This window comes from Paenibacillus tritici, assembly GCF_013204885.1.
Lineage (GTDB): Bacteria > Bacillota > Bacilli > Paenibacillales > Paenibacillaceae > Paenibacillus_AQ > Paenibacillus_AQ tritici.
Genome location: NZ_JABMKX010000003.1, coordinates 151,907 through 164,002, shown reverse-complemented (window position 1 = coordinate 164,002; position 12,096 = coordinate 151,907). Strand labels below are relative to the sequence as shown.

Here is a 12,096-nt window from a genome sequence, read left to right as displayed (position 1 = left end):
GTAGAAACCTTGTCCTTGTAGGGGAAAGTTAAAAAGTTACAGGGCGGTTGTCCAAGCAACGAAGAGGAGAGTGGCAAGTATGAATTCTCATGTGGAGATGGAGCATCACCGGGGTGTGCTGATTGTCCGGTTGTCCGGGGAACTGGATCATCACGCAGCCGATTATGTACGTATGGATATGGATGAAGCAATAATGCGGGGCCAGGTGGAGCATCTGATCCTCAGTCTGAGAGACCTGCAGTTCATGGACAGCTCAGGGCTGGGTGTCATTCTCGGAAGGTACAAGCTGATCCGCAGCAAGGGCGGAAAAATGGCAGTCTGCGATGCCACCGCACCCGTGAAGCGCCTGCTGGAAATGTCGGGCCTGTTCAAAATCATGCCCCTATATGACGACGAGAGCGCCGCACTCTCGGATTTGGAGGTTGCGTTATGACTAGTAGCGAAGCTCGTAACTTCATGAGTGTCCAGTTTGCCGCACTGTCGGAGAATGAATCGTTCGCACGTGTAGTGGTGGCTGCGTTTGTCTCCCGGCTCGATCCGACGATGGAGGAGCTGAATGACCTGAAAACCGTAGTCTCTGAGGCGGTTACCAACTGTATTATCCACGGATATGACAGTGATCCCTCAGGCGTTGTCACGATATCCGCTTCCCTTGACAATGAGACCGTACATCTGACCATTGAGGATCAGGGCCGGGGGATTGAGGATCTGGAGCTGGCCCAGCAGCCGCTGTATACCTCGAAGCCGGAGCTGGAGCGGTCGGGTATGGGGTTCACCATTATGGAGAACTTCATGGATGAATTCGAGGTCACCAGCGAGCCGGGACGCGGGACCTCCATCTCGATGAAGAAAACCATCGTTTCGAAAAAAGCTTTATACAATTAGGGGTTGGAGCCATGGATGCAGGGTCAAAAAAAGCTCCGCCGACCTATTTGGACGATGCGGAGGTCAAACGTCTAATCGCACTCAGTCAGGCCGGGGACCATACGGCCCGCGATACGCTGGTGAATTGCAATATCCGACTCGTCTGGTCGGTGGTACAGCGGTTTATGAACCGCGGATATGAACCGGATGATTTGTTCCAGATCGGCTGTATCGGGCTGCTGAAGTCCGTTGATAAATTCGACCTCAGCTATGAGGTCAAGTTCTCCACCTATGCGGTGCCGATGATTATCGGCGAGATCCAGCGCTTCCTCCGCGATGACGGCACGCTCAAGGTCAGCCGCTCGCTGAAGGAAATGGCCAACAAGGTGCGCAAGATGAAGGATGAGATGTCCAAGACACTCGACCGTCTGCCGACCATCGGTGAAGTGGCCGAAGCGCTGGGCGTGACACCCGAAGAAATCGTCTTCGCCCAGGAGGCCAACAAGCCGCCGACCTCCATTCACGAGACCGTCTTCGAGAACGACGGCGATCCGATCACGCTGATCGACCAGATTGCCGACGAGTCGCAGGAGCGCTGGTTCGACAAGCTGGCCTTGAACGAGGCCATCGGTGCCTTGACCGAGCGGGAGCGCCTGATCGTATACCTGCGTTATTACCGCGATCAGACCCAGTCTGAAGTCGCCAGCCGCCTCGGCATCTCGCAGGTGCAGGTGTCGCGGCTGGAGAAGAAGATCCTCGCGAACATCCGCGAGCAGATTGCGCAGTAGCGCGGGTGCGGCGGTCGGATGCAGCAGTAGAGTGAAGGCAGCGGTGCGGCGGTCTGATGCAGCAGTAGAGCGAAGGCAGCGGTGCGGCGGTCTGATGCAGCAGTAGAGCGAGGGCGACGGTGCAGCAGTCAAGCACCCTCTGCTGGCGGTAGCCACCGGAGGGCCGGATTACCAGTAAGGCTTGAGCGTGATTCAAGTATGTGATGTACAGTGACGGGTGCAAGGAACGGCAAGGTGTATGTGAAGCAGTTGGGACCGCCCCTTCCGGGGCGGTTTTTTGCGCGTGATATTGCTCGCTGATCTGAACAAACCAGAGGTTATGAGAACCGGGAATAGATGGATTTTCTCCACCTGCTGAAGGGGAATGAAGGCCTGCTACATCAGCAGTTGGAAAAATGGCACTTAAATTCACCCATTTCACCCGAAGTCACGAAAACGAATAAATTAGATGCTGTTTTTCCGCTTGCTTCGGTCCATTCCGGAAAAAGGAGCGAATTAAGATACACTTTTCCACTTACTGTAACTGATCGCTGCACCTGTAACCGAAAGTTGCAACTGCTGTAACTGATAGCTGCACCTGTAAACGAAAGCTGTAACTGCTGTAACTGATAGCTGCACCTGTAAACGATAGCTGTAACTGCTGTAACCGAAACCTGTAACTGAATTTCAAGCCGCCCCGCTTACAAAAGGATCATTAATGGCCTTCTCAGTGTTATGTTGGCATCGTAATATGTGATACACTCTTAAACATACGTAATCATATAGGTTGTTTTTGGCACCAATAAGACATTTTAGTGAGGGGACTGGCCATGGATTATTCAAAGCTCAGTAAAGAGGTTTCTTATGCGCTGCGTCATGCGCCTTGGGAATATGAACTGGAATTAGATCCTGAGGGCTTCGTAGAGATCGGACAGTTGCTGAGTGCCTTGCACCTTGATCAGCAGTGGAACTCAGTTACGGCTGAGGATCTGGCTAAGATGATAGAAGCATCGGCTAAACAACTGCATGAGATGGTGGAAGGCAAGATCAGGGCGCTGTACGGCCACTCTGTGCCCCAGAAGATCGCCAAGAAGGATGAGACTCCGCCCCCGGTACTGTATCACGGGACTGCCAGACAATGGGTGGAGACGATTCTGCATGAAGGCCTGAAACCGATGAAGAGGCAGTACGTTCATTTCTCGGTGGACACGGATACGGCAAAACTGGTTGGTGCACGAAAAGATTCCAGACCTGTAATCTTAACCATTGATGCCGGGCGTGCAGCAGCTGAAGGGATTAAATTCTACCACGGCAATCATAATATCTGGTTAGCAGACTACATTCCCCCGGAATTCATCTCAGACCCACAGCCATCCGTACCGAGATGAAATTTATCCTGATCCCCAGCGCAGCTCCGCTGCCCGGATGCTCTGTATTACTGTATTTGCTTCCCAACCCCAAAAAGCGTCCCAGCCAGCCATTCACGGCTCGCGGGACGCTTTTATTTAAATATAATTTACAGAAACGGTACCGCGTCCTTCAAAAAGCTGGCAAGGCTGCTTCCGCTCATCTCTGTATGCCTTGCTACTTCCTATTGACCTAAGGTGCTACAATCACACCCGTAGTGATCATATCATTCCCCGGTGCCCGATAGTTACCAGCATCGTCGCCGGATAAGGTGTAGACTACCGTGATAAGTTTGCCGCTCCCCGCAGCAGCATCGCTATAGGTGGCAGTTGCGCTGAGGGTTACATCATCCCCCGGAATAATTCCGTTTAGCGTGCCCGGAGTGACTTGAGCGGATCTGGTTCCGTCAAAAAGCTTGGACTCCGTGATAACTGGTGCGGTAATGTTCAACTGCAAGGCAGTGATGATACCGGTACTTATAGTATAGCTGGCAGGCGGATAGTAGTTGCCCGCATCTAACCCTGTCAGGGAATAGGAGATGGTAATGAGTTTGTTCACGCCTACGTTGGCATCGCTATAGGTGCCCGCAGCATGTACAGTCACATCATCCCCAGGGAAAATGCCGGTAACCGCACCGGCAGTCACCGCCGCTGCCGTAGTTCCGTCATAGATTCTGGTCCGGGTGATCTGATCCCGGTCAATCTCACCAGTGGTGACCACGTAGTTCACAGGTGCAATATAATTCCCTGCGTCGGCTCCGCTCAGGGTATAGATTACAGTTATCGTCTTATTTGTACCCACTGCGGAGGTATCATAATTGGCAACTGCGCTCACACTGACATCATCCCCGGAGACTATCCCGATGAGCTGGCCTGGGGCCACCGCCGCTGCCGTAGTTCCATCCTTGAACTTCGCCAAGGTCAAATCAGGGGTCTCGATAGTCAACTGATTGAGCGTGATACTTCCCGTATTTACGATCGTTGGAGCAGGTGCAATATAGCTCGCTGCCTGTGCTCCGCTTAAGGTATAGCTCACGGTGATCGCCTTGTTCACCCCAAGTGCTGCGCTGTCGTAGGAAGCTGAGGCATGGACTTCGACTTCGTCGCCGTTCAGTATACCAAGCGGCGAATCCGCCGTTACTGCTGCTGTAGCTGTGCCATCATAGATTTTGGACTCCGTCAGGGAGACGGGGAGACCTATGGTCAGTTCAATAGCTGTAAGCTCAATTGTGCTGGAAGGGGCCGAAATATTGCCGGAGCTGTCTACAGCGTACAGCACATAATCATTGGCGGGCAGACCCTGCGTGTTCAGTGAAGAGTAGACGGAGGCGGTTACTGCAAGCTTTTTACCTTGAGCAGCAAGGACGGAATTCTCCAGGCCCGCCGTGGTCACCGCAACAGTGGAAGGGACCAGATACAAATAACCCGCTTCATTGCTTGTGCCATAGACATTATCTCCGACAGAAACCGCTCCATGAGTTACGCTGGTTAGCAGAGGGGCGGAGGTATCTCCCGGATCTACTGGTTCTGCTGTGGGTGCCGGTGTCGCTGTAGGAGTTGGTTCCGGTACTGTTGTAGGTATTGGTGTAGGTGTAGGCGTTGGGAGAGAAGGCTCGTATACGTTGTATACAGGTGTAGGAGTGGCAGTGGGTGTAGCTGTAGGACTGGCTGTAGGAGAAGCTGTCGCCGAAGGCGTGCCCGCATCGTCAATGCCCGGGGTACTGGAAGGGGCGGCCTCAATGGTCTTGGTCCGTGTCAAGGAGACTACCGCTTCCGCGCGGGTGATATCTCTGCCGGGTCTGAAGCTGTTATCCTCGGAATACCCTTTCATGACTCCTGCAGAGGTAACTGCATGTACAGAACTTAAGGCCCACGGAGCAATCTCCCTGGAATCGGAGAAAAGAGTACCGGTCTTCCCTGCATCCAGCTTCAATAACCGGTTGATGATTACAGCAGCCTCTTGCCTGCTGATGGTCTTGCCGCTGCCGATTGTACCATCGGAGTACCCTTTGATATATCCTGCTTTCACTGCTTTGGCAACCTCGGCATAGGCCCAGTTGCTTGAAGAGAGATCCTTATAGGAGACAGGAGCAGCTTCAGTGAAGCCGAAGGCACGGTTAATCAGCGCCATGAATTCTGCTCTTTTCAGACTATTATCCGGCTTGAAGCTGCCGTCGGCGTATCCCTGAATGAACCCTTTGTCCATCCAATCCGTAATTTCGTCCTGTGCCCAGTGGCCTGTAATGCCTGTTAGTGAAGGTGCTGCACTGACCGTGGCGGTTCCTGCTGAAGTGTAAAGTGCAGTAACGATCATTAGAGTGGAGAGAAAAAGCTTGCCGGGTGTATGATTCAATGTTGCGCCTCCTGAAATTGGTTTTGTCTCCGGTGAATAAGGCCATGGGGTGTGCTAAAGATCCTCCCGGCAGCAGTTTTGGCCTGCATAATCTTGCTAAATGAAATAATAGTATCACAAACTATTAAAAATTAATCGAATTAAATTTAATTAATGTAAATTAAATTTACCAAAATATAAACCTGCCACTGGTCAATAAATACAGGGAGGGTGGCGGAGAGAGACTGTTCCGGCTGCGGGACAAGAACGGGACAAATTCATGTAACCTTTTGCCTCCGGAAGGGCACTTATTATTAGAACCATCTAAAACATACAGAAATGAGGTTCGGGAGACCTATGCTGCAGTGGATTGAAGAAGCGCAGAAGGGGAATGCCGAGGCATTCCGGGAGCTTAGCAGGCATGTCCGGGGGATGGCTTACGTTGTGGCCTATGACATGCTTGGAGATGTACAGCTGGCTGAAGACGCGGTGCAGGAAGCGTTCCTTGAGGCCTATATGAACCTTGGCAGCCTGCAGGAGCCGGCGGCGTTTCCGGGATGGTTCAAAACGATTGTAGTCAGGCAGTGTCACCGGCAGCTGAGACGTGAGCGCCTGGCACTGCTGCCTATGGAGGCTGCTGCACATGTCGCGGAGTCTACTCCCGGCGTTGCGGAAATTGCCGAACGCAAAGAATGGACCCGGGTGCTGCACAGCTCCGTGGCAGAGTTATCCGCCAAGCTGCGGGTACCGTTGCAGTTGTTCTATTTCTACGGCTATTCGCTTCAGGAGATTTCCGTGTATTTAGGAATACCGCCAGGGACGCTGAAGAAACGGCTGCACGACGGCAGACGCAAGCTGAAGGGAGCTTTTCCCGTTGCTGATCTTGCCGCTGCATTTCATCTGTTACAAGAGGGAGGACAACGTATGCTGCATATTGTGAATGGGGATTCGGTTGGAGATAAGCTGAAGCAGGGAATTGTCCAGGGAGATGTGCTCGTCTGGAGGGAAATCTATTCGGCCGGGCCGATATTCATAGATCTGTCCAGAGAGCAGGAGCGGCGGCTGCGGGCGGAGGTTCTGGAGGCCACACTGGGCATTCCGGCGGCTGAGTATATGACAGGATGTGCGGAGCAGGAGCGGATTCTCGGCGGATTCCACGGTTATGATGAGGTGGTGCTGTGGTTCGAGCATGATCTGTTTGACCAGAGTATGCTGGCCTATCTGCTGCATTGGTTCAAGGGGCGCAAGCTTGGCCGCACCAAGCTGAGTCTGCTCTGCATCGGCGAATTCCCTGGAATTGAGCCGTTCCATGGTCTGGGACAGCTTACGAAGGATCAGCTTAGCACCTTGTCCGGGACCTGGCAGAACCTTGGCAAGAAGGAGCTTCAGCTCGGGAGCCTGCTGTGGGAGGCTTACGCCTCAGCAGATCCCGGGAAGCTGGCAGCATTGCTGGAGGAGAGAAGGGATGAGCTTGGGGAGGGTGCGCTTTCTTTTGCCTATGATGCCTTCAAGGCCCATCTCTCACGGCTGCCTTCGGTAGAGAACGGCCTCGGTATTGTTGAGCAGACAACCCTTCAAGCTGTAGCGGACGGAGTGGATACACCGCTTAAGGTGTTCCGCCGGGTTACGGATGAACTGCACCGGCTGGGGATGGGCGATACTGAATATTGGAAGGTTCTGCGCACACTGACCGCCGGGGGGCATCCGCTGCTGGCGATTGACGGTACGGCAGAAGTTACAGACTACAGGGAAGTACCTGAATTCCTGAGCCGCCCGGTTATGCTGACTCCGCTTGGAGGGCAGGTGTTGGCCGGAAACGCTGACCGGGTAAAAGTACAAGGAGTAGACGAATGGTATGGTGGCCTGCATATGCAGGGGCATGAGGCGTCATGGCGCTGGGACAGCACTGCCGGGCGGCCTGTGCATGACCAGACTTCCACACAAACGGAATAGTGCGATGTCCAAATAGAGCGATGTCCAAATAGAGCGATATCCAAATAGTGCAATATCCAAAGAGGTTTCCCGGCTAATTCGAAGCTGGGGAGCTTCTTTGGTGTTTGGGTGGGGATAGAAGATGGAAATAGAGAATAGGAGTAGGGTATACGAGGCAATCAAAGGGAGAAATCCCTCTGATTCCTCCGGAAGTAAGAGATGTGGGGAAATCAAAGGGAGAAATCCCACTGATTCCTCCGGAAGTAAGAGATGTGAGGAAATCAAAGGGAGAAGTCCCACTGATTCCTCCAGAAGTAGGAGATACGAGGAAATCAAAGGGAGAAATCCCTCTGATTCCTCCGGAAGTAAGAGATACGAGGAAATCACTCAAAGGGAGAAGTCCCTCTGATTCCTCCAGAAGTAGGAGATACGAGGAAATCAAAGGGAGAAACCCCTCTGATTCCTCCGGAAGCGGGAAATATGAGGAAATCAAAGGGAGAAATCCCTCTGATTCCTCCGGAAGCAGGAGATACGAGGAAATCAAAGGGAGAAGTCCCTCTGATTCCTCCGGAAGTAGGAGATACGAGGAAATCAAAGGGAGAAGTCCCTCTGATTCCTCCAGAAGTGGGAGATGGGAGGAAATCAAAGGGAATAATCCCTCTGATTCCTCAAGAGTAAGCGATATGGAGAACTCAGGCAGCGGTCGACCAGGAGGAGCAAAAGTGCCCCTCATTCTGCCAAAAGCGGACGGCGGGCGGCCAGGAGGAGCAAAAGTGCACCTCATTCCGCCAAAAGTGAGCGGAGGTAGGCGAGGAGGAGCAAAAGTGCACCTCATTCCGCCAAAAGTGGTCGGTGGTCGGCGAGGAGGAGCAAAAGTGCACCTCATTCTGCCAAAAGTAGTCAGAGGTGCTCATTTCCATACAAACCACATCCGCCGCAAGCCAAATAACATGCAAAAAACAGCCTGCAAACATACCTTCAGCAGCCGGCCCATACACAAATTCAGCAGCCGGACCATGCAGAGCTCCGCTTTTATAAGTATAATGATTACTCTGAGCCTAAGAAATCTAAGCAGAGGGGGAGCGACTATCCGAACATTAGTGATCAGTGACATTCATGGCTGTGTACAGGAATTCAACCTGCTGCTGCGCAGGGCCAATTACAGACCCGCCGAGGATCAGTTAATTCTGCTGGGCGATTATGTGGACAGAGGGCCGGATAGCAGAGCGGTGGTTGAGCAGGTGAAACGTCTCGCCGAAGACCATGGGGCCATCGTATTGCGGGGCAATCATGACCAGATGGCGTGCGATGCGCTGACGGGGGAAGATGATAAGCGGGATACCCACTGGATGACGGGCGGGGGCTTCCAGACCTTGCTGAGTTATTGCGGAGGCCGGGAGTCGGTTCTGCTGCGCCCGGATTCCAGCTGGAAGGACTACGCAGAGATGAAGGAATATATGCGCAGTGAATATAAAGAGCATCTGGAATTCTTAAGCTCGCTGCCTTTCTATTATGAGACGGACACCCATCTGTTCGTACATGCCGGGATCGATCCTTCCCTTGCGGACTGGAGGAGCCAGCGGGAGTATGATTTTATATGGATACGTGAGCCCTTCTATAATCATCCCGTAACTTCTACTGTGAAGACGGTCGTATTCGGACATACCTCTACACTGGATTTGCAGGATGGGGCAGGTGTCTGGTTCAGCCCGCTCGGGGATAAGATTGGAATAGACGGCGGCTGTGTATATGGGGAACAATTGAACTGCCTGGAGATTCATGAAACCGGGTATAAGACCTATTCCGTCCGGTTCGGCGAGCGTGCCTGACTAAGGCGGCGGAGTCGTAAGGGTGAAATCCGGGATGAAATTGGTTATAATTGGAATATTAAATCCAGAGTCCAGGAGGAAGAGATGGCCAATTCACTTTTAACGAAGAACGCTTTGGCCCGGTCACTCAAAAAGCTTATGCTCACTAAGCCGCTGAACAAAATAACGATCCAGCAGCTTACCGCAGACTGCGGGGTGACCCGTCATACGTTTTATAACCATTTTCAGGATATCTATGAGCTGCTCGGGTGGATCTATAAGTCCGAAGTGATTGAAGGGCTTGAGCAATATTGCTGCTGGGCCGGTTGGAAGCAAGGATTCCTGAGTGTCCTGCGCTACACCGTGAATAACAAAACCATCTGTCTGAATACCTTCCATTCGCTTGGCCGCGAGCATCTGGAGACGTTCCTGTACGGGGTAATCTATAGCGTTATGATCCGGGTAGTGGAAGAGCTGGACGCGCAGGAATGGCCGGGACAAGAGCTGATTCCGGAGCAAGTGCGTGTACAGGCCAGACTGGATATAGCCGATTTCTACACACTGGCGATCCTCGAACAGATCATCCACTGGCTCAGAGCAGGTGCGAACACAGACCCGGCCGGGATCGTGGACAAGGTGTCGCGGATTATGGATGGAAGTATTGCCCGGGGGCTTGCGCATTATCAGTCGGCTGTTCATTCAGCCAAGTAATGACACAATGTCCGGCGGATGTGTAATCCCTATACAGTCACTCCAAGCTGTCCATAGAATTCATTGATCACCGTGGGTATAGTGAAGGCAGTTAGCAGGCACTTATCCCACATCAAGGAAGGAAGAGGACACATGGGTACATATCAAAGAATACATCCGCAGGTTCAGGAAGGCATCGCTTCGCGCAAGGCTTATCTGGTTGGAGGCGGGATCGGCTCCCTGTCGGCAGCGGCATTCCTGATCCGTGACGGGCACATGCCCGGCCGGAATATTCACATTCTGGAGCAATCGGCAGTATATGGCGGTTCGATGGACGGGGCAGGCAATGCGAAGGACGGCTACAGCGCCCGGGGCGGACGCGAGATTGAGGAGCATTTTGAATGCTTCATGGAGCTGTTCGGCTTCATTCCATCATTGACCAACCCGGACCGGACAGTCCTGGATGAGTTCCGTGAGCTGAATCTGGCAGAACCGATTGAATCGCATTGCCGCCTGGTAGAGAAAGAAGGCACACCTGCAGACTTCTCTACGCTTGGACTCTCAACGGCACACGCGCTGCAGCTGGGCAAGCTGACCCTTGCCACTGAAGACAGACTTGGCGCGGTGACGATTGAGCAGTTTTTTGACCCGAGCTTCCTGGAGACGAATTTCTGGTATTTCTGGCGTTCGATGTTCGCCTTCGAGAATTGGCACAGCGTAGTTGAGGTTAAGCGTTACATGGAGCGGTTTATGCACCTGATCTCCGGCATGAACCAGCTAAAGGGCATTCTGCATACCGAATACAACCAGTTCGATTCGCTGATTCTGCCGCTGATGAAATGGCTGGAGCGTGAAGGCGTTCATTTCGACAAGGGTCACCAGGTAACCGATCTGGAGCTTGATTTCAGCGGCGGCGAGAAGGTGGTAACCGCGATTCAGCTCCTGGTGAACGGATCGCCTAAGACCATTTCTACAGCACGCGGAGATCTGGTGATGGTCACGAACGGCTCAATGACAGAGAATTCCACCCTGGGCGATATGGACCATCCGGCCGTGCTGAACCGGTCCGTCACAGAGCGCGGCTGCTGGAGTCTATGGGAGAAGCTGGCCGCCAAATCCCCTGATTTCGGCCATCCCGAGGTATTCTGCGGAGACATCGACAAGTCGAAATGGCTGTCCTTCACGATGACCTTCACCGATGACGAGATTGTCTTCCCGCATCTGCTTGAGCTGACGGGAGATGCTCCCGGAATGGGCGGGGTAGTGACGATCAAGGACTCCAGCTGGATGATGTCCTGGACCGCACCGAAGCAGCCGCATTTCATCAACCAGCCGGATAACGTGAAGGTGCTATGGGCGTATGGCCTGTTCCCGGATGCCGAAGGCGACTATATTAAGAAGAAAATGAGCGATTGTACCGGCCGCGAGCTGCTGGAGGAGCTGTGTTATCATATGGGGCTGAAGGACCGCATCCCGGAGATTCTGGAGCATACCACGAACGTGATCCCTTGCATGATGCCTTATATCACCTCCCAGTTCATGCCGCGCGTAGCGGGTGACCGTCCGCAGGTTGTACCGCAGGGAAGCATGAATCTGGCCTTCCTCGGCCAGTTCGCCGAAGTGCCGGACGACTGCGTCTTCACTGTGGAATATTCGGTACGTTCCGCGATGATGGCAGTATACAATCTGCTCGCGCTGGAGAAAGAAGTGATTCCCGTCCATCCGAGTAAATATGATGTCCGGGTGCTGCTGACCGCGCTCAGAACCTGCCTGGGCAACAAGGCGCTGCCGCTGGACAAGACGCTGGGTGAACTGCTGGCCGGAACCGTGATCTCCAAATTAATATAACAGATAGACATTCGCCGCTACAGTCATGCCCGGCATCCGGCAGACATAGGATGGTAATAAGCAAGCGCTTTTACTATTTCTGTTACTGCAGGAGGAGATCGTGTGAACGATAGACTGGCAGCCCTTATTCTGCGGATAGACACGATTGCCACGGAGATCCTTGAACCGCTGCGCCGTAAGACCATTAACGAAGCAGCTCTGCTTGAGCTGTACGAGGTACTGGATGAGACCTGTCTGCTGATCGGGCATGAGCGGCAGATTGACCGGGAACTCGCTTCGAACCTGTTCCTGATCTATTCACAGCTGGTGACCCAATCCAATTATGTATATGACAAAAGCCTCTTCGTGCCGCATATCGGCAAGCTGCAGGGCGTTATACGCAAATTATTCGGCGGCACGCTTCAGAAGGTATAATACCTTCCTTCCGGCATTGCCCTCATATGTCAGCA

Annotated in this window: 12 protein-coding genes; 11 read left to right on the top strand and 1 reads right to left on the bottom strand. The window is 53.0% G+C overall.

Annotated elements, in window-relative coordinates:
* Window positions 1-79: 79 nt before the first annotated feature.
* The 4 genes from spoIIAA to HQN87_RS06160 all read left to right on the top strand — a co-directional run bounded on the left by spoIIAA (window position 80) and on the right by HQN87_RS06160 (window position 3,019).
* Window positions 80-433, top strand: a complete 354-nt coding sequence (gene spoIIAA / locus HQN87_RS06175) for an anti-sigma F factor antagonist (protein WP_173129358.1) — start codon at window positions 80-82, stop codon at window positions 431-433.
* Entirely contained in the window at window positions 430-885 is a 456-nt protein-coding gene (spoIIAB, locus tag HQN87_RS06170) for an anti-sigma F factor (RefSeq protein WP_173129355.1), read from the top strand. The genes spoIIAA and spoIIAB overlap by 4 nt, the downstream gene beginning before the upstream one ends.
* Before the next feature lie 11 nt (window positions 886-896).
* A complete protein-coding gene (sigF, locus tag HQN87_RS06165) occupies window positions 897-1,652 on the top strand; it encodes an RNA polymerase sporulation sigma factor SigF (protein WP_173129352.1) in 756 nt (251 codons plus the stop codon).
* An 809-nt stretch (window positions 1,653-2,461) separates the two neighbouring features.
* Window positions 2,462-3,019 carry an RNA 2'-phosphotransferase gene (locus tag HQN87_RS06160; protein ID WP_173129349.1) on the top strand — a complete coding sequence of 186 codons (558 nt, stop codon included), beginning with the start codon at window positions 2,462-2,464 and terminating at the stop codon, window positions 3,017-3,019.
* Between the two features lie 211 nt (window positions 3,020-3,230).
* Here HQN87_RS06160 and HQN87_RS06155 read toward each other — a convergent pair whose 3' ends face one another.
* On the bottom strand, window positions 3,231-5,390 hold the full coding sequence (locus tag HQN87_RS06155; protein ID WP_173129346.1) for a YDG domain-containing protein: 2,160 nt from the start codon (window positions 5,388-5,390) through the stop codon (window positions 3,231-3,233).
* 318 nt (window positions 5,391-5,708) lie between these two features.
* Between HQN87_RS06155 and HQN87_RS06150 the strand changes: the two genes are divergently transcribed.
* The 7 genes from HQN87_RS06150 (at window position 5,709) to HQN87_RS06120 (ending at window position 12,061) form a co-directional block, all read left to right on the top strand.
* On the top strand, window positions 5,709-7,322 hold the full coding sequence (locus tag HQN87_RS06150; protein ID WP_367272666.1) for a sigma-70 family RNA polymerase sigma factor: 1,614 nt from the start codon (window positions 5,709-5,711) through the stop codon (window positions 7,320-7,322).
* A 121-nt stretch (window positions 7,323-7,443) separates the two neighbouring features.
* A complete protein-coding gene (locus tag HQN87_RS06145) occupies window positions 7,444-7,710 on the top strand; it encodes a hypothetical protein (protein WP_173129342.1) in 267 nt (88 codons plus the stop codon).
* Window positions 7,711-7,781: 71 nt separating this feature from the next.
* A complete protein-coding gene (locus tag HQN87_RS06140) occupies window positions 7,782-7,979 on the top strand; it encodes a hypothetical protein (protein ID WP_173129339.1) in 198 nt (65 codons plus the stop codon).
* Between the two features lie 422 nt (window positions 7,980-8,401).
* Window positions 8,402-9,130 (top strand): metallophosphoesterase family protein, encoded by a 729-nt coding sequence (locus tag HQN87_RS06135; RefSeq protein ID WP_367272665.1) that lies wholly within the window; start codon window positions 8,402-8,404, stop codon window positions 9,128-9,130.
* 84 nt (window positions 9,131-9,214) lie between these two features.
* Window positions 9,215-9,820 (top strand): TetR/AcrR family transcriptional regulator C-terminal domain-containing protein, encoded by a 606-nt coding sequence (locus tag HQN87_RS06130; protein ID WP_173129332.1) that lies wholly within the window; start codon window positions 9,215-9,217, stop codon window positions 9,818-9,820.
* Between the two features lie 132 nt (window positions 9,821-9,952).
* Window positions 9,953-11,647 carry an oleate hydratase gene (locus tag HQN87_RS06125; protein ID WP_173129328.1) on the top strand — a complete coding sequence of 565 codons (1,695 nt, stop codon included), beginning with the start codon at window positions 9,953-9,955 and terminating at the stop codon, window positions 11,645-11,647.
* Window positions 11,648-11,749: 102 nt separating this feature from the next.
* Window positions 11,750-12,061: a hypothetical protein gene (locus tag HQN87_RS06120; protein WP_173129325.1), complete on the top strand. Its 312-nt coding sequence runs from the start codon at window positions 11,750-11,752 to the stop codon at window positions 12,059-12,061.
* Window positions 12,062-12,096: the final 35 nt, after the last annotated feature.